This window comes from Ruminiclostridium josui JCM 17888, from assembly GCF_000526495.1.
GTDB lineage: Bacteria > Bacillota > Clostridia > Acetivibrionales > DSM-1351 > Ruminiclostridium > Ruminiclostridium josui.
The window spans coordinates 1,788,482-1,807,983 of sequence record NZ_JAGE01000001.1; the positions used below are offsets into that span (position 1 = coordinate 1,788,482).

Sequence of the window (19,502 nt, forward strand, 5' to 3'; positions counted from 1 at the left end):
AAACTAAACAGTGATTGTAAAGAAACTCTAAGATAATGTTTACCATTCAGGCGAGCTTTGCTCAAGCCTTCCTGCCATCATCTTCGACCTAAAGATTTTGATTCATCTCAACATCCGTTGCATGAACCTTGTCTCCTTAGAAAGGAGGTGATCCAGCCGCACCTTCCGATACGGCTACCTTGTTACGACTTCACCCCAATCATCGGCCCCACCTTCGGCGACGTCCTCCTTGCGGTTAGACTATCGACTTCGGGTGTTGCAGACTCTCATGGTGTGACGGGCGGTGTGTACAAGGCCCGGGAACGTATTCACGGCAGTATGCTGACCTGCCATTACTAGCAATTCCGACTTCATGTGGGCGGGTTGCAGCCCACAATCTGAACTGGGACTATTTTTGGGGATTTGCTCCACTTTACAGCTTAGCTTCCCTCTGTAATAGCCATTGTAGTACGTGTGTAGCCCAAGACATAAGGGGCATGATGATTTGACGTCGTCCCCACCTTCCTCCGATTTATCACCAGCAGTCTCGCTAGAGTGATCATCTTAATGTTATCAACTAACAACAGGGGTTGCGCTCGTTGCGGGACTTAACCCAACATCTCACGACACGAGCTGACGACAACCATGCACCACCTGTATAGCAGTCCCGAAGGACTACGACATCTCTGCCATATTCCGCTATATGTCAAGCCTTGGTAAGGTTCTTCGCGTTGCTTCGAATTAAACCACATACTCCACTGCTTGTGCGGGCCCCCGTCAATTCCTTTGAGTTTCAACCTTGCGGCCGTACTCCCCAGGTGGGATACTTATTGTGTTAACTCCGGCACAGAAGGGGTCGATACCTCCTACACCTAGTATCCATCGTTTACAGCGTGGACTACCAGGGTATCTAATCCTGTTTGCTCCCCACGCTTTCGCGCCTCAGCGTCAGTTACCGTCCAGAAAGCCGCCTTCGCCACTGGTGTTCCTCCTAATATCTACGCATTTCACCGCTACACTAGGAATTCCGCTTTCCTCTCCGGCACTCAAGAAACATAGTTTCAGATGCAGCTCCAGGGTTAAGCCCTGGGATTTCACATCTGACTTACATTCCCGCCTACACGCCCTTTACACCCAGTAATTCCGGACAACGCTTGCCACCTACGTATTACCGCGGCTGCTGGCACGTAGTTAGCCGTGGCTTATTCTTCAGGTACCGTCATTTTTTTCGTCCCTGACTAAAGAAGTTTACAATCCGAAAACCTTCATCCTTCACGCGGCGTTGCTGCATCAGGGTTTCCCCCATTGTGCAATATTCCCCACTGCTGCCTCCCGTAGGAGTCTGGGCCGTGTCTCAGTCCCAATGTGGCCGATCAACCTCTCAGTTCGGCTACCAATCGTCGCCTTGGTGGTCCGTTACATCACCAACTAGCTAATTGGACGCGGGCCCATCTGTCACCGGATTGCTCCTTTGACAACAAAGAAATGCTTCTTCGCTGTATTATGCGGTATTAGCACAAGTTTCCCTGTGTTATCCCCCTGTAACAGGCAGGTTGCCCACGCGTTACTCACCCGTCCGCCGCTAAGTTACCTTCAGCACTGAACATTCTGCTCTTCATGTGTTGACACTTTGATAAAACGCGTGATGCAAAAACTTAAATTAATAATTAAGGTTGTTTTTGCATGACGCTGTCGGCCAGCATCATATATTAAGAGTGCTCAGTGCTAAAGGTAACTCCGCTCGACTTGCATGTGTTAGGCACGCCGCCAGCGTTCGTCCTGAGCCAGGATCAAACTCTCAAATTAAAATTTATATGTTTCGCAGATAAATCTGCTACGCAATTAACTCATTTGATAAGCTTGTTAGCTCATTTAAAATTGCTGACTTTTTTCTAGTTTTTGTTTCCAAAAACCAGGTTGTAAAGTTCGCAAGTTACTCAATTTTGAAATCATAAAAACGATTTCGGAATTATTCGAGTTCCTTTACATGTTCATCACTGTTTACTTTTCAAAGTCCATATAGTTGCTGTTGCCGTCTCACGAGACAGCTTATATATAATATCACAGATAAAATATATTTGTCAACACTTTTTTAATATTTTTTTAATTGCTACTAAAATCAGTGTGACTGCTCAAACAGCTTGTTTATTGTAACACCTGTACATTATTTTTACAAAGCATTTTGAACCAGTATTCAAGTATTACTTTAATTTAAATTTATAATACTTCCCCATACTAAGTTTATCTTGCTAATTAGTCCGAATTCCTCCTTGTATAAAATATTAAAAAGGCTTACTCAGTATTTTAAAATACTTTAGCAAGCCTTTTTATATGCATTAATTAATTTTATTCTTCGGTAAGTTCAGCATCTTCTGAGGATTCGCTCTCTTCACTATCCTCATTAACCATTCTTGCTACACTTACTACATTATTTCCTTCGCTTGTTCTCATAAGTGTAACACCTTGTGTTGCCCTACCCAGAATACTTATCTCACTAACCTTCATTCTAATTATACTTCCGTCTGAACTTATTAACATTATGTCATCTTCTTCGGATACTAATAACATACCTACTGATTTACCGGTTTTTTCAGTTATTCTGTAAGTTAGAACTCCTTTTCCACCTCTTGTTTGGACTTTGTATTCATCAAGTTCAGTTCTCTTACCAAAGCCGTTTTCAGTTACAACCAATAACGTTGTGTTATCAGTGCAAACTTCCATACCAATTACAAAGTCTCCTTTATCAAGTTCTATACCTTTAGCACCTTGCGAAACTCTGCCTATAGGTCTTGCATCGGTTTCTTTAAACCTAATTGCCATTCCATTCACTGTTGAAAGTATTATATCCTGATTACCATCTGTAAGTTTAACATCTATAAGTTCATCATTTTCCCTTAAACTAACAGCTGCAAGCCCGCCTTTTCTGATATTATCATATTCCATCAGATCTGTTTTCTTTACTAAGCCGTTTTTGGTTGCCATTACAAGGTATAATCCTTCCTTGTATTCCTGTATAGGAATTACAGTGGTAACCTTTTCATCTCCATCTAGCTGCAGCAGGTTTACTATTGCAGTCCCCTTTGCTTGTCGCCCAGACTCAGGTATTTCGTATGCCTTTAACCTATACACTCTTCCCTTATTAGTAAAGAACATAATAAAATGATGTGTAGAAGTTACAAATAGATTTTTGACAAAATCTTCTTCTCTTGTACTTAGACCTATTATTCCCTTACCGCCGCGTCTTTGGCTTTTATATGTGTCGGCAGGCAATCTCTTTATATACCCAAAATGAGTCATTGTAATAACACTTTCCTGCTCTTGGATAAGGTCTTCAATGTCTATCTCATCTTCGTCTATCTCAATCTTTGTTCTTCTCTCATCAGCATATTTGTTTTTTATAACTGAAAGTTCATCCTTTATTATTTGATGAACAAGGCTTTCATTTGCAAGTACATCCTTATAATATTTTATCTTTTCAAGAAGTTCGTTATATTCATTTTCCAACTTCTCTCTTTCCAAACCAGTCAAACGTCCCAATCTCATATCTACAATTGCTTGGGATTGTTTGTCGCTAAAACCAAATCTCTCTGACAGTTTTTCTTTTGCAAGGGATTCTGTTTTTGAGTTACGTATAATTTTTATAACTTCATCCAGATTATCCAATGCTATTTTTAAGCCTTCTAATATGTGTGCCCTAGCTTCAGCTTTATCCAGCTCGAACTTTGTTCTTCTCCTGATTACATCCTCCTGATGAGCTATGTAATAATCAATTACCTGTCTTAAATTCAAAGTCCTGGGCTCATACAATTTGTCTTCTGTTGGTACTATTGCAACCATATTTACACTGAAGCTTTCTTGAAGCTGTGTATTTTTATATAGTTGATTTAGTACTACATTTGGATTAGCATCACGTTTTAAATCAATAACTATTCTTACAGGCTCTTCTCTGCCAGATTCATCTTGAATAAATGAAATTCCATCTATTTTCTTATCCTTAACAAGATCCGCAATCTTTTCTACAAGCCTTGCCTTGTTTACCATATACGGAATTTCGGTAACAACAATCCTATGCCTGTTTCCGTGAATTTCCTCTATGGTAGCTTCAGATCTTACAATAAGCTTTCCTCTACCGGTTTTGTATGCATCTCTTATTCCTTTTTTACCTATTATCTTAGCGGCAGTTGGAAAATCCGGTCCTTTGATATATTTCATTAATTCATCAATAGTTATCTCTGGATTATCTATAACTGCACATATACCATCTATTGTCTCACCCAAATTGTGTGGTGGTATATTGGTAGCCATACCAACAGCAATACCTGATGAACCATTAACCAATAGATTTGGAAACCTAGCCGGTAAAACAACCGGTTCAACTTCATGTTCATCGAAGTTTGGCTTAAAATCAACTGTATCTTTGTTAATATCAGCAAGCATTTCCATTGATATCTTGGCCAGCTTTGCCTCCGTGTACCTCATTGCAGCTGCTGCGTCACCATCTCTGGAACCAAAGTTTCCATGTCCATCCACTAATGGATGTCTCAATGAAAAATCCTGTGCCATACGTACAAGACTATCGTAAACAGCGGCATCACCATGAGGATGAAAACTCTTTAAGGCTTCACCTACGGTTGCAACAGATTTTCTGTATGGCTTGTCCGGAGTAAAACCTGAAGTAAACATGGTGTAAAGTATACGCCTGTGTACCGGTTTCAATCCATCTCGAACATCAGGCAGTGCTCTGTCTATTATTACACTCATAGCATAATCTATAAACGATTTTTTCATTTCAGATTCAATGTCTATGGGAATAATTTTTTGCTCCCTTATTTCATCTGCCATCTAACTTTTAACCTCTTTTCCTTTTATAAAAACAATCTTATCCATTATATATTGTAATAAACTTTTAACTTACTGTCCACTTTTTTGTATACCTGTCATTTTCAAATACTATATTTAGTATTGCCATTTTATTACATATAGAATCTGTTTAATTCAAAGAAAACTTATGGAAAGCTTGTTTTTATACATAAAAAACTGGACACCCCAGTCCAGTTTCCTAAATTATAATTTATATAACTCTTTTTTTATGTATATCAAGCCATATTGTTCTTAGGAACTCGAACCACAAATTCTATGTATTCCCCTCTGTCAATCTGAGCCGCCTTTGCTTTTACACCCGATTGTCTCATTATATCTATTGCCTGTTTTATAGTATTGACAAATATTCTTACATCCTTTATTGCTTTTGTAGTTTTCTTCTCCATCGTTCTTTGTTTTAGATTTTTAGAATATTTGTCTATAGCCCTCTCTACAAGCTCTTCGGTTTTCTTTACATTAAGGCCTCTTTCACATACAAGTTTCAAAACTTTTAATTGCAGTTGTTCATCGTGAAGCTTCAGCAACGCCCTTGCATGTCTTTCAGTCAGATTATTATCAGAAAGTATTTTTTTTATCAATGGAGATAGTTTTAATAATCTTATTTTATTTGCTATTGTTGATTGACTTTTTCCAATCTTCTGGGCAAGTTCTTCTTGTGTAAAACCATGTTCATTAATAAGATTACTATAGCCCTCAGCCTCTTCCATGTAGCTAAGATCTTCCCTTTGCAGATTTTCTATAAGAGCCATTACAGCAGAATCATTATCATCAACATTTATAATTATTGCTGGAATCTCCTTTAATCCCGCCATAGTAGCAGCCCGAAGTCGCCTTTCACCTGCTACGAGCTCATATGTGCCATGGGAAAGTCTTCTCACGTTTATTGGTTGCAATACACCATATTGTTTAATTGAGTCACACAGTTCTTCAAGAGCCATTTTATTAAATTGTTTTCTTGGTTGGTATGGATTTGGTCTAATGTGGTCTATACCAACATAAGTAATATTTTTCTGGTCTTCTTTCTTTTCATGCTTTGTAAACTGAATTTTACTTTCCAACATAACGGCACCATCCTTTGTATATTATTTGTTAATTTAAATTAGTAACCTACTATATATTGTAAATTACTTACAAAGGATATTTCTATTACAAACCTTCTTTTCCTTTATTACCAATAAAAAATCGTTCGATAAAAAAGCAATTAATAACGGATAATATTTCTTATATCAACGGTTCTTTCGAAGGTTTCCCTGCTTTCCTTGGATATTTTGTCGGGGTCTGTCTAAACTTTCTTATCACCACGACATTTCTTTCTATATTTGTAAAGGGTAACTCCATTTTTTGTATTTTCTCAATTTTACCACCTAAAATGTCGAGAGCTTTATTGCAATTATCAAATTCTTCAGTGTTACTTCCCTTCATTGCGATAAATATCCCGTTTATTTTTATAAATGGTAGACAATATTCGAGTAAAACTGGAAGATTAGATACTGCTCTTGCAACAGCAATATCATACTTTTCTCTATATTCATGATTAACTCCAAAGTCTTCTGCTCTTCCATGAATTGCTGATATTTGGGTAATATTTACTGTGTTTATTACCTCGTTAAGAAATTTGATTCTCTTATCCAAAGAATCAAGCAATGTAATATTGTTTTTAGGATTCACAATTTTAATTGGAATTCCGGGGAAACCAGCTCCGGTACCAACATCTATTATTTTTATTTCTTCATCTTTCACATAAGGAACTATACTTATTGAATCAATAAAATGTTTTATTATTATTTCCTTATCATCTTCTATTGCTGTCAGATTTATTTTTTTATTCCATTCTTTTAGAAGTTTCATATACTTTTCAAATTGCTCTACTTGAGTATCAGATACTTCTATTTTATAGTGTGCTAAACCATTTATAAGCAATTGCTTTAATTCATTATCAAGTGCCATGGATTCCTCCGGTTACTAGTTTTTCTTTCGGTTAATCTGTTCAAGATATATGAGTAATACTGAAATATCAGCTGGAGATACTCCTGTTATTCGGGATGCTTGCCCTATGGAGTCGGGTCTTATTTGCGAAAGCTTCTGCCTTGCCTCAAGTCTTAACCCCTGTATCTCATTATAATCAATATCCTGTGGTATTTTTCTGCCTTCAAGCTTTTTATACTGTTCTACCTGTTGCATCTGCCTTTTAATATAACCTTCATATTTTACGGCAACTTCAACCTGTTCACGTACAGCCCTAGGAAGATCAGGAAGTTCACAAACCTCAGAAAGACTTTTGTAACTTATTTCAGGCCTCCTAAGTAATTCTGTTACCTGAATTCCACTTTTTATTGCAGTGCTGCTCCTGCTCTCAAGATATTTAAGTACAGCTTCACTTGGTGGTAAATATGTGTTTTTGAGTCTTTCTATCTCTTTATCTATCATTTTCTTTTTCTCTAGAAATTTTTTATAGCGTTCTTCACTAATCAATCCAATTTCTCTGCCTATAGGTGTCAATCTTATATCAGCATTGTCCTGTCTAAGCAGAAGTCTGTACTCTGCTCTGGATGTCATCATTCTATATGGTTCCTTTGTACCCTTTGTAACAAGATCATCAATAAGTACACCTATATATGCCTGAGATCTGTCCAATATTAAAGGTTCTCTGTTTTGTACCTTCATTGCTGCATTTATTCCTGCAACAATTCCCTGGGCAGCGGCTTCTTCATATCCTGAACTTCCGTTTATTTGTCCGGCTGAAAATAAACCGGAAATATTTTTAAACTCTAGTGATAGTTTCAACTGTGTAGCATCTATTCCATCGTATTCTATTGCATATGCACTTCTCATAACCTTAACATTTTCAAGACCAGGAATAGTTCTCATAAATTCTATCTGGACATCCTCAGGAAGACTGCTGGACATTCCCTGAAGATACATTTCTTCTGTATCTAAACCCATTGGTTCAACAAAAACCTGATGATGTTCTTTATCTGAGAATCTTACTACCTTGTCTTCTATTGACGGGCAATATCTTGGACCAATTCCGGTAATATTTCCACTATATAAAGGTGACCTATGAATGTTCTTTTTAATTACTTCATGGGTTTCATTATTTGTATATGTGAGCCAACATGGAACCTGATCCTTTTCAATTTCTTCTGTTTCAAATGAAAAAGGAACAATTACATCATCCCCAGGTTGTTCAGACATTTTTGAAAAATCTAGACTTCTCTTGTTTAATCTTGCAGGAGTACCCGTCTTAAATCTTAAAAGCTCTATACCAAGGTTCTGCAAGCTTTCTGATAATTTATTTGCAGGGAACAAACCATCTGGTCCTCCACTATAACTTACATCACCTATAAATATTTTTCCTTTAAGATATGTTCCTGTTGTAAGAACTATTGCCTTACAGTGAAATATTGCTCCTGTATGAGTTTTTACTCCTGTAACGCAGGTGCCTGTTTCATCAGTTATTATCTCTATAACTTCTGCCTGCCTTATATCGAGGTTTTCTTGAGTTTCAAGAATATGCTTCATTTCCATTTGATAATGTCTTCTATCAACTTGGGCCCTCAAGGAATATACTGCAGGACCTTTTGATGAATTAAGGATTTTTGACTGAATAAATGTCTTATCTGTTGTTTTTCCCATCTGTCCACCTAAAGCATCTATTTCTCTTACCAGATGGCCCTTTGCTGTTCCCCCTATACTTGGATTGCAAGGCATATTTGCTATACTGTCAAGGTTAATTGAAAATACAATAGTGCTACAACCAAGTCTTGCCGCCGCTAGTGCTGCCTCACATCCGGCGTGTCCTGCACCAATAACGGCTATATCATAACTTCCGGCGAAATAATCCATAAGGATTCTTCCTTTCTATATATAATCTGTAATTTTCTTGCGTAATCTTATTTCCCAATACAAAAACGACTGAATATATCATGCATTATAGCTTCATCAATTGATTCCCCTGTAATCTGTCCTATGTTGTCGGCACAATTTTTTATGTCAATGGTTACTAAATCCAGAGGCATTCCCGTATTAAATGAATTCAATGCCTGTTCTACATCCTCAATGGCTCTGTCCACAAGGTATTTGTGTCTGGAATTTGTTAATAAGACTTCATCGTTACCAGATATTCTACCTTTTAAAAACAATTCAGATATTGTTGATTCTAATTCTTCTATTCCACGACCATTTATTACAGAGGCTTCTAAAACTATATTATATTCCTTCAACTTCTGGTGTATTTCATTTAATCTAGTGGTATCAACCATGTCTGTCTTGTTAATTAATACAAGAGCTTTTTTATTCATTATTATTTTTAAAATCTCTGTATCTTCTTCTTGTATTCCTGTTTCTGCAGAAAGTACTACAATTATTAAATCAGCATTTTCTACAGCCTCATAAGCTTTATTTACACCTATTTTTTCAACTACGTCCTGTGTGTTTCTTATACCGGCGGTATCTGTAATTTTAGCCGGAATTCCATTTATATTTATATACTCCTCTACAATGTCTCTTGTTGTTCCTGGAATATCAGTTACAATTGCTTTTGTGCTCCCTGCTAGTTGATTCAATAAAGAGGATTTACCTACATTGGGTTTACCTGCAATTACTATATTTATTCCTTCTCTTAATATCTTTCCTCTATGAAAAGTTTCTGCCAAGGTATAAAGCTCATCTTTTATATTTATAAGATTTTCTAATACCTTTTCTCCTGTTATTTCTTCTATATCATGCTCAGGGTAATCTACAGTTACCTCAATATGAGCCAGCAATCCCACTAAAGTTTCTCTGATTGATTTTAACCTTGATGACAACCTTCCCTCGAGATGATTTACAGCAGCTTTTGAACTTTCAACAGTCTTAGAGTTGATTAAATCTATTATAGCTTCTGCCTGGGATAAATCTATTCTGCCATTCAAAAAAGCGCGTTTAGTAAATTCTCCGGGTTCAGCAGGTCTGACTCCATTTTTAAAAATCAAATCCAGAACACGGTTTATTACAACTATTCCACCATGGCAATGTATTTCTATAACATCTTCCCTTGTAAATGTATTTGGCTTACACATTTTTAGTAATAATACTTCATCAACAATCTCATTTAACTCAGGATTTACTATCTTGCCATATGTTACTGTATGTGACTTAATTTTCTCTATTGTTTTTGAACTTTGGAATATCTTACTTGCTGCATCAAATGCATTTTTTCCGCTTATTCTAATAACACCGATTCCACCTGTTCCGTATGGAGTAGACAGTGCTGCTATTGTATCTTCATTGTACATAAATATTACCTCTTCGCAATATGCCTGTTTTAATGTCTTACCAACGTACAAAATGGTTCAAGGCGCGACCCTGAACCATCTAATATGCAGATTTAAATCTTTGTATTTGTTTTTAATGTAGCTAGAATTAATTATTTCAGAGTAATAACTACTTTTCTCTTTGGTTCCTCACCTGTGCTGTATGTTTCAACATATTTGTGTCCTTGAAGAGATGAATGTATTATTCTTCTCTCATATGGATTCATTGGCTCCAGAGTAATAGGTTTTTTGTATTTAACTACTTTATCAGCCAGTCTATTGGCTAGCTTAATAAGGGTTTCTTCTCTTTTTTGTCTGTAATTTTCAACGTTTAGTATTACTCGTTTATAATCTTCATACTCTTTATTAACAACCAGACTTGTAAGATATTGCAAGGAATCCATTGTTTCCCCTCTACGGCCAATAATTATTCCAATATTATCCCCATTTATATCTACAACTATACTTTCCTCATCTTCTGTAACATTAATATCAGCCTCAACACCCATATTATTAAGTATTGTATACAAAAAATCTGATGCTATGTCACACCTGTTTTTCTCTTCTTTTTCTTTAACTGTCACTCGTATTTTGGCAACTTTAGAGCCTATAATACCAAAAATACCTTTGTTGCCTTCTTCTATAACTTCAATATCGACGTCATCCTGTGTTAATTGTAATTCTTCGAGTGCAGCAGATATAGCCTCCTGGACTGTTTTACCTTTTTTCTCAATACTGTAAGCCATTATTTACTCACTTCCTCCTTTTTTTTAAGGACATACTTATTTACATAGTATTGCTGAACAATAGCAAACACGTTACCTGTAATCCAATATAGAGCAAGACCTGCGGGGAATTGGAAAGAAAATAATAAGGTGATTATAGGAGATACATACATCATGCTATTTCCCATTGGGTTTGCAGCTTTATCTGAAGTCGCCTTAGGCATTGATAAACGCACTGACAGATATGTTGTAAGAGTTGCTATTATAGGTAATAGCAAAAGAACTGCATATTTGGGCTCACTTATAATCTTGTCAAAATGCCATGTAGGAACGTCACCTAAATTAATCCCAAACCCATGGCTTGGGAAAAACATATTTAAGTTTCCAACCTTTTCACCTTCACCGATACTCATAAAGTGTGTTATTGTATTAATTTCGGAGTACGCACTATTCACAGATATCTTTGATGCTTCTGCAAGACTATTTAACTGCTCTGCAGTAAAACCTAACATATACTTAAGTGGTTTTGTAATGGCCTGCCACAATGACAACAATATAGGCATTTGAATAAGCAGAGGCAGACAACCACCTGCGGGATTTATTTTATGTTCCTGATAAAGCTTCATCATTTCCTCGTTTAACTTTGCTTTATCATTTGCATATTTTCTTTGAATTTCCTGAAGTAAAGGCTGAACCTTTTGCATTTCAGCAGATGACTTGTATTGCTTTAAAGTTAATGGTATCATTGCAGATCTAACTATTATTGTAAAAATTATAAGTGCAAGACCATAATTTTCAAAAGCAATAGTTCTATAAATCCAATAAAGGAATTGACCAAGTGGTCTAATTATTACATCAAACATGTTTATCTCCTATATTACATTAGTATCTATTTAACAGGGTCAAACCCTCCAGGATGAAAGGGATGACACTTTAATATTCGTTTTATTGCCAAATATGATCCTTTAATACAACCATATTTAGTTATGGCCTCAATCGCATACTGTGAACATGTCGGATAAAATCTGCATGTAGGCCTCATTTTAAGCGGTGATATAAATTTCTGATAGAATCTGATTAATATTATCAATATTCTTTTAAACAATTGTATTTCTCCTGATCAAATATCTGCAACTTTTTTAGCAGGTATTTGAATTCCTTTAATACAGCCCTAAACGTAGGAACACTTTCTCCGGACCTTGCAGCGATTATAATGTCATAACCATTGGAAATATAGTCTTCAAAATACCGGTAACTCTCTCTGATTAATCTTTTCTTCCTATTTCTGACAACTGCTTTACCTGCTTTTTTGGATACTGATATTCCAATCCTATTAGTGGACTGTTTATTTGGAAGGATATAAACTGTTATATACCTTCCAACATAAAACGATCCTTTATTAAAAACTCTTGCAAACTCGTAATTCTTTTTTAGTGTTACAGCCTTTTTCATAAGATACTGCCTTTACAAATATTAGTTCGTTCGAAGAATAGCAAGTTTTAAAGAAAAAGACCACAAATATGCGGTCTTACGCTGAAAGAACCTTTCTTCCTTTTAATCTGCGTCTTCTTAATACTTTTCTGCCGTTAGAAGTACTCATTCTTTTTCTGAATCCATGTTCCTTCTTTGCATGTCTTTTTTTAGGTTGATATGTTCTTAACATTGGTACACCCCCGATCCATTTTTGTTTATATAAACAGTTGAGTGTTTTCTTTTAAAGACACCAGACCTATTATATATTATGATATTTCAAACTGTCAAGGCTTATTCAAAGCCTTATTTTTATAATAATTTTTCAATTATTTTTTATTAATTTTAAAGAACTATATATGGTACTGCCAAAATATATTTTTTCAACATGTTGTTACTTATTATAAAATATTTACACATCACCCTGTGGATATGTATATTTATTTGGTATGTTTTTGTGGATATCTCTCGTTTTTCTTATTGAATTTTCCACAAAACTCTGATATATTTATTAATGCTTGTTGATAACTTGTGCGTTTTTAATATGCACAGTTGTTAATAACTTTTAATGTAGCAATATATATTTTGCATTTCTCACTCATGATAAAAATTGTACAAGCTTTTTACTCGTAGCTTATTTAACAAATAACGTGCTTATTTATTAATTAATATCATGCACATTTTTTATTATTAATATGTATAACTAAGGTGGGCGAAGGGACATGAACGTGCAACTTAATGAAATATGGAACCGTACTTTGGAATTATTAAAAGGTGAAATGACTGAAATCAGTTTTAATACATGGATTTTAACAATAGAACCTATATCCATTGATTCTAATACAATTACTTTAGGAGTACCTGCTGATTTTAATAAGGGTATTCTTGAATCAAGATACTCATATCTAATAAAAAATGCACTGAGGCAAATAAGTCATAGAGAATATAATATTCATTTTGCTATACCTTCACAGGCACCTGTAAAGCCCGCTGTTCAGGAATATACTGAAGACTCTAATATGTCTTTCTTAAATCCTAAATATACATTTGATACATTTGTAATCGGAAATGGAAATAGATTTGCTCATGCTGCTTCCTTAGCCGTTGCAGAAGCACCTGCTAAGGCATATAATCCTCTTTTTCTTTATGGAGGAGTTGGTCTTGGAAAAACACATTTAATGCATGCCATCGGACATTTTGTTTTAAGTCAGAATCCTGCATTAAAAGTTTTATATGTTTCTTCTGAAAAATTTACAAATGAACTTATAAATGCAATAAGAGATGATAAAAATGAAGAATTCAGATATAAGTATAGAAATATTGATGTTTTGCTTATTGATGATATTCAGTTTATAGGCGGAAAAGAAAGAACAGAAGAAGAATTTTTCCATACTTTTAATGCATTATATGAGGCTAATAAACAAATAATTATATCCAGTGATAAACCTCCAAAGGAAATTCCTACACTTGAAGATAGGCTTAGATCCAGATTCGAGTGGGGATTGATAGCTGATATAGCTCCACCTGATCTCGAAACTAGAATCGCCATACTAAGGAAAAAGGCTCAACTGGAAAATTTGGATGTGCCTGATGACGTTATGGTTTTCATTGCAGATAAGGTTGGTTCAAATATACGTGAACTTGAAGGTGCTTTAAATCGAGTTATTGCATATTCAACTCTAACTGAAAATGTAATAAATGTTGATATGGCGGTAGAAGCTCTTAAAGATATGCTTAATAACAGTAAGGCAGTAATTATAAATTCTAAAACAATACAAGAAGCGGTCTCCAGATACTTTCATCTTAAAACTGATGAGCTTAAATCAAAAAAGAGATCAAGAGACGTTTCTTTTCCACGTCAAATAGCGATGCATCTCTGTCGTGAGATGACAGATATGTCTCTCCCTAAAATTGGAGATGAATTCGGTGGCCGTGATCATACGACTGTTATACACGCATGCGAAAAGATCAGTCACGATCTTGAACATAGTGCGGAATTAAGAAGAACAGTAGAAGATATAAAGAAAAATATAACTGGGGGTTAATTCTCAATTTTTATAAAAGTTATACACAGTTTATGTTGATTTGGTGATCAAAATCTGTGTATAACTTAGAGTTTTGGATAAACTTAAAGTTTTGTTGAAAAAAAGTATCAATTGGTCAACATTTTATTAACAGCAACAAGCTGTTGGTATAACTAAATTACAAAAGTTATACACAGATTTAACATCCCCTACTACTATTATTACTGTTTTTATATTTTTATTATATTTAAAAAAACGGAGGCACCTAGATGAAAGTTATATGCTCTAAAGAAAATTTACTAAACGGAATTAATATAGTTCAAAAAGCAGTTTCAACAAAAACAACTTTACCAATACTTGAAGGAATATTACTTAATGCTGAGGATAAATTTAAGTTAACCGGAAATGACCTAGAAATAGGTATAGAGTGTTACGTTGAAGCAGATATAAGAAGTACGGGTTCAATTGTTATAAATTCTAAAATATTTGGAGATATTGTAAGGAGATTACCTGATTCAGAAGTACTTATTGAAGTTACATCAAATAATCTGGTAGTTGTCGAATGTGAAAATTCACATTTTGAGATAAAAGGAATAAATCCATCAGGATATCCTTCATTGCCTGTTGTGGAAAAAGAAAATATTCTATCATTGACACAAGGTGATTTAAAAGATATGATCAGACAAACTGTGTTTGCGGTGGGTTCTGACGAAAATAGACCTGTGTTGACAGGATCTCTGATTGAAGTAAAAGATAAAGAATTGGTTATTGTTTCAATAGATGGATTTAGGCTAGCTTTGAGAAGAAAGATTTTAGAAAGTGATATTAATGATTTTAGTGTTATTGTACCTGGAAAAACCTTAAATGAAATTTCTAAAATTCTTCAGCCTACTGATGATGAAGTTTCTGTTTACAGCTCTAATAATCAGGTTGTATTCGATGCTAAGTCATGGAGAATAGTTTCTCGCCTTATTGAAGGTAAATTTTTAAATTATAATAGCTTGCTCAACAAAGATTTTGAAACAAAAGTAATTATTAATATAAAAGAATTTCAGTCAAGTTTGGAAAGAGCTTCACTTATTTCTATGAACGATAAAAATAGTCCTGTAAAGCTCTTTATAGGCAATGATAAAATTGTAATTACTTCAAATGCGGATCTTGGAAATGTCCGTGAAGAAGTTAAAGCAGAAATAGAAGGTAATAATCTGGAAATAGGATATAATCCTGCTTTTTTAATTGATGCGTTAAAGGCAATTGATGAAGAGAGAGCGTCTGTATATTTTATTACTACAAATGCACCTTGTACTTTAAGGCCACTTATAGAAAGCAATAACGATTTTGCATATTTGATACAAGCTGTAAGAATATAAATATACAAAGAATTTTGGAGGCTTTATGGAAGACGTAGGAATTAATACTGAGTTTATTAAGCTTGATCAATTTTTAAAATGGGTTGGTGCATGTGATAATGGTGCCATGGCTAAGGGCTTTATAATCGACGGTTTTGTCAAGGTTAATGGTAACGTTGAATATCAACGTGGAAAAAAGCTCAGAAACGGTGATATTGTAGAATTCGATCAAAAACAATACAAAATAATTCAAAATAGTTAAATGAGGTAATGCATTGATTGTCAAAAGCTTGGTTTTAGAGAATTATAGAAACCATACAAATACAAGAATTGTATTTTCTGATCGTTTTAATATTATTTATGGTGATAATGGCCAAGGTAAAACAAATATCCTTGAAGCCATTTATTTATGTGCTTCCGGGCGTTCACACAGAACATCTAAGGATTCTGAATTAATAAAATTCGGTTGTAATAAATTCAGTATTACTGCTCATATTTTAAATTCTAGCAGCTTAGATAAAGATATTGAAATTGAATATTATGATAACCAAAAAAAGCAAATAAAAATAAACGAAATTCCTATAAAAAAAATCGGTGCACTTATGGGGAATCTCTATGCGGTATTGTTTTCCCCTGAAGATTTATTTATAGTGAAACAAGGACCTACTGAAAGAAGAAGGTTTGTTGATATAACCCTTAGTCAAATCAAGCCTTCCTATTTTTATAATTTGCAACAACTAACTAAGATTCTAAAACAACGAAATACACTTCTTAAAAATATCAATGCAAACCCAAAATTAATGGATACTATTGATATCTGGAATATTAGACTTGCCGAGGTTGCATCGTCAATTATTATTGCAAGAAGGACTTTTTCAAAAATGCTTTCTAGTTTGGCTGAAAGTCAACATAATTATCTTACTGATAAAAGTGAAAAAATTTCATTTGACTATAAGTGCAGCTTTCAAATTACTGAAAATAATGAAAAAGAACAGATTCAGAATCAATACATAAAAAATCTTGAAAAAAGTCTTTCACGGGATATAATTCTTGGTTATACTACAATAGGTCCACATAGAGACGATTATGATATTCTAGTGAATGGTAAAAGTCTTAAGTTATATGGCTCACAAGGTCAGCAAAGGTCAGCAGTTTTATCGTTAAAAATTGCTGAGATTGAATTAGTAAAAAAAGAGACAAATCAGTATCCAGTTTTGCTTTTAGATGATGTAATGTCTGAATTAGATAACAATAGGCAAAAATATCTTATGGAAAGCATAAAAGAAGTACAGACTTTTATTACATGTACAAGTATAGAACATTTTGATAATTTATTATCCGGCAAAAGTAATTTTTATAAAGTTGTCGGAGGAAATATTCAGAATAGTTTATAAATTTGCAATAAATAAGTTAATAATGTAAAATTGGGTTTAGAGATTTATGGAGGATTTAAAGTATGTTTTTGCATATAGGCGGAGATGTTGTTATTCCTATAAAAAATGTAATAGCTATTATGGATATAGATACGACTACTATTTCTAAAGATACAAGAGAATTTCTTAAAGTAGCTGAAGAAGAAGGTTTTGTAATGAGTATATCTGAGGATTTACCAAAATCATTTATTATTACTGAAACTGATAAAAAAAGTAAGATTTATTTATCTCCAATATCATCAGTTACATTGCAGAAAAGATCAAAATATATAACTGAAATTTCAAATATTTAATTGAATGTTGAAAGGAAGTATACAAGATACTATGAATGATTTTAACAATGCTTCATCTTATGATGAGAGTCAGATTCAGGTACTGGAAGGGTTGGAAGCTGTACGTAAGAGACCTGGAATGTATATAGGAAGTACCTCAAGTAGAGGATTACATCATTTAGTTTATGAAATAGTTGCGAATAGTGTTGATGAAGCACTTGCCGGAAGGTGTGATACAATTGAAGTAATTGTTCACAAAGATAATTCTATTACTGTAACTGATAACGGAAGTGGTATTCCTGTTGGAATTCACCCTAAAATGGGTATTCCAACCCTTGAAGTAGTACATACAATACTTCATGCTGGTGGGAAATTTGGAAGTGGGGCATATAGTGTTTCAGGAGGACTTCATGGAGTTGGAGCCTCTGTTGTTAATGCGTTATCTGAGTGGATGGAGGTCGAAGTAAAAAGAGAAGGGCATATTTATAGACAGAAATATACCCGTGGAAAACCTATTACATCTGTTGAAATTGTGGGAGAAACAGAAGAAAGCGGAACTATATCTACCTTTAAGCCTGATCCTGAAATATTTGAAGATGTTGTTTTTGATTTTGATGTTATGATAACTAGATATAGAGAAATGGCATTTTTAAATAAGGGTATCAAGATTAAACTTATTGACGAACGTCCTGAAGAAAAAATTGAAAAGAATCTGCATTATGAAGGTGGAATTATTTCTTTTGTTGAGTATCTGAATAAATCAAAAGAACCTTTGCATAATGAAGTTATTTATTTTGAAGGATTCAGAGATGCAAATATAGTTGAAGTAGCAATGCAGTATAATGATAATTATAATGAAACCGTTTTTAGTTATGCAAATAATATTGCAACAACTGAGGGTGGAACCCATTTAACTGGATTTAGGACCGCTATTACAAAAGTATTGAATGATTATGCAAGAAAGTTTAATATTTTAAAAGAAAATGATAAAAATCTATCTGGTGAAGATGTAAGAGAAGGATTAACAGCTGTAATTAGTGTTAAACTTCCTGAACCTCAGTTTGAAGGACAAACAAAAACAAAACTAGGAAATAGTGAAATTAGGACTCTAGTAGAAAATGTAGTCAGTGATAAATTAATGATATTCCTAGAAGAAAATCCTTCTGTTGCAAAGACAATTTTGGATAAGTCATTGACAGCAGCTAGAGCAAGAGAAGCCGCAAGAAAAGCAAGAGAATTAACCAGAAGAAAAAGTGCAATGGATTCAAGTACATTGCCGGGAAAACTGGCGGATTGTTCTGAAAAGGATCCTACAAAAACTGAAATATTTATTGTTGAGGGTGATTCTGCCGGTGGATCTGCAAAACAGGGAAGAGATAGAAGAATACAGGCAATACTTCCTTTGTGGGGCAAAATGCTTAATGTTGAAAAGTCAAGATTGGACAAGGTTTTTGATAATGAAAAATTATCACCTGTAATTATTGCTCTTGGTGCTGGTATAGGAGATGACTTTGATACATCCAAATTGAGATATGATAAAATAATAATTATGGCTGATGCAGATGTTGATGGTTCTCATATAAGAATGTTATTACTTACATTTTTCTTTAGATATATGAGACCATTAGTTGAACAAGGACATGTATATATTGCCATGCCTCCTTTGTTTAAAGTTTATAAGGGAAAAGAAGAATATTACGCATATGATGAAAGACAGGTAAATAAGATTTTTGAGGAACGCGGATGGAGAAAAGAGGATCCAAACGTTAATATACAGAGATTCAAAGGTCTTGGAGAAATGAATCCTGAGCAATTATGGGAAACTACTATGAACCCAGAAACACGTACAATTATAAAGGTTGATGTACAAGATGCTATATCAGCGGATGAAGTATTCAGTATGTTCATGGGAGAAAAGGTTGAACCAAGAAAAGAATATATTCATATGCATGCAAAGGATGTAACTAATTTGGATATATAATAAAAGTTTTACTATAAGAAGAGCTGTTGTTTATTGAATAAATTTATTCAGTGGCAACGGTTCTTTTTTTATAATGTAATTTGCATGATTTTAT

At 34.4% G+C, this 19,502-nt stretch carries 16 protein-coding genes and 1 rRNA gene; 6 read left to right on the forward strand and 11 right to left on the reverse strand.

The window, feature by feature from the left end; genetic code table 11:
• Nucleotides 1-140: 140 nt before the first annotated feature.
• The 11 genes from K412_RS0108385 to rpmH form a co-directional block, all read right to left on the reverse strand.
• Nucleotides 141-1,785 (reverse strand): 16S ribosomal RNA (locus K412_RS0108385).
• Between the two features lie 540 nt (nt 1,786-2,325).
• Nucleotides 2,326-4,821 carry a DNA gyrase subunit A gene (gene gyrA / locus K412_RS0108390; protein ID WP_024832686.1) on the reverse strand — a complete coding sequence of 832 codons (2,496 nt, stop codon included), beginning with the start codon at nt 4,819-4,821 and terminating at the stop codon, nt 2,326-2,328.
• 254 nt (nt 4,822-5,075) lie between these two features.
• The gene (noc, locus tag K412_RS0108395; protein ID WP_024832687.1) at nt 5,076-5,921 is read right to left on the reverse strand and encodes a nucleoid occlusion protein; all 846 of its coding nucleotides are present in this window, start codon (nt 5,919-5,921) and stop codon (nt 5,076-5,078) included.
• 160 nt (nt 5,922-6,081) lie between these two features.
• Nucleotides 6,082-6,807 carry a 16S rRNA (guanine(527)-N(7))-methyltransferase RsmG gene (rsmG, locus tag K412_RS0108400; protein ID WP_024832688.1) on the reverse strand — a complete coding sequence of 242 codons (726 nt, stop codon included), beginning with the start codon at nt 6,805-6,807 and terminating at the stop codon, nt 6,082-6,084.
• Nucleotides 6,808-6,822: 15 nt separating this feature from the next.
• Nucleotides 6,823-8,706 carry a tRNA uridine-5-carboxymethylaminomethyl(34) synthesis enzyme MnmG gene (gene mnmG / locus K412_RS0108405; RefSeq protein ID WP_024832689.1) on the reverse strand — a complete coding sequence of 628 codons (1,884 nt, stop codon included), beginning with the start codon at nt 8,704-8,706 and terminating at the stop codon, nt 6,823-6,825.
• A 47-nt stretch (nt 8,707-8,753) separates the two neighbouring features.
• Entirely contained in the window at nt 8,754-10,136 is a 1,383-nt protein-coding gene (mnmE, locus tag K412_RS0108410) for a tRNA uridine-5-carboxymethylaminomethyl(34) synthesis GTPase MnmE (protein WP_024832690.1), read from the reverse strand.
• Between the two features lie 131 nt (nt 10,137-10,267).
• On the reverse strand, nt 10,268-10,900 hold the full coding sequence (gene jag / locus K412_RS0108415; RefSeq protein WP_024832691.1) for an RNA-binding cell elongation regulator Jag/EloR: 633 nt from the start codon (nt 10,898-10,900) through the stop codon (nt 10,268-10,270).
• Nucleotides 10,900-11,742, reverse strand: coding sequence for a YidC/Oxa1 family membrane protein insertase (locus K412_RS0108420; protein ID WP_024832692.1), 843 nt, complete (start codon nt 11,740-11,742; stop codon nt 10,900-10,902). Before K412_RS0108420 ends, jag begins: the two co-directional genes overlap by 1 nt.
• A gap of 26 nt (nt 11,743-11,768) precedes the next feature.
• Complete coding sequence (gene yidD / locus K412_RS0108425) at nt 11,769-11,984, reverse strand: membrane protein insertion efficiency factor YidD (RefSeq protein ID WP_024832693.1); 216 nt, start codon at nt 11,982-11,984, stop codon at nt 11,769-11,771.
• Nucleotides 11,966-12,331, reverse strand: coding sequence for a ribonuclease P protein component (gene rnpA / locus K412_RS0108430; RefSeq protein WP_024832694.1), 366 nt, complete (start codon nt 12,329-12,331; stop codon nt 11,966-11,968). The genes yidD and rnpA overlap by 19 nt, the downstream gene beginning before the upstream one ends.
• A 76-nt stretch (nt 12,332-12,407) precedes the next feature.
• Nucleotides 12,408-12,542, reverse strand: a complete 135-nt coding sequence (gene rpmH / locus K412_RS0108435; protein ID WP_004619013.1) for a 50S ribosomal protein L34 — start codon at nt 12,540-12,542, stop codon at nt 12,408-12,410.
• Nucleotides 12,543-13,071: 529 nt separating this feature from the next.
• On the opposite strand from rpmH, the gene dnaA reads away from it, so the two are divergent.
• The 6 genes from dnaA to gyrB all read left to right on the forward strand — a co-directional run bounded on the left by dnaA (nt 13,072) and on the right by gyrB (nt 19,408).
• Nucleotides 13,072-14,394 (forward strand): chromosomal replication initiator protein DnaA, encoded by a 1,323-nt coding sequence (gene dnaA, locus K412_RS0108440; protein WP_024832695.1) that lies wholly within the window; start codon nt 13,072-13,074, stop codon nt 14,392-14,394.
• Nucleotides 14,395-14,642: 248 nt separating this feature from the next.
• Nucleotides 14,643-15,743, forward strand: a complete 1,101-nt coding sequence (gene dnaN, locus K412_RS0108445) for a DNA polymerase III subunit beta (RefSeq protein WP_024832696.1) — start codon at nt 14,643-14,645, stop codon at nt 15,741-15,743.
• Between the two features lie 25 nt (nt 15,744-15,768).
• The gene (locus K412_RS0108450; protein ID WP_024832697.1) at nt 15,769-15,984 is read left to right on the forward strand and encodes an RNA-binding S4 domain-containing protein; all 216 of its coding nucleotides are present in this window, start codon (nt 15,769-15,771) and stop codon (nt 15,982-15,984) included.
• A gap of 13 nt (nt 15,985-15,997) precedes the next feature.
• Nucleotides 15,998-17,116 (forward strand): DNA replication/repair protein RecF, encoded by a 1,119-nt coding sequence (gene recF, locus K412_RS0108455; RefSeq protein ID WP_024832698.1) that lies wholly within the window; start codon nt 15,998-16,000, stop codon nt 17,114-17,116.
• Between the two features lie 62 nt (nt 17,117-17,178).
• On the forward strand, nt 17,179-17,448 hold the full coding sequence (gene remB / locus K412_RS0108460) for an extracellular matrix regulator RemB (RefSeq protein ID WP_024832699.1): 270 nt from the start codon (nt 17,179-17,181) through the stop codon (nt 17,446-17,448).
• A 31-nt stretch (nt 17,449-17,479) separates the two neighbouring features.
• Nucleotides 17,480-19,408, forward strand: a complete 1,929-nt coding sequence (gene gyrB / locus K412_RS0108465; RefSeq protein ID WP_024832700.1) for a DNA topoisomerase (ATP-hydrolyzing) subunit B — start codon at nt 17,480-17,482, stop codon at nt 19,406-19,408.
• Nucleotides 19,409-19,502: the final 94 nt, after the last annotated feature.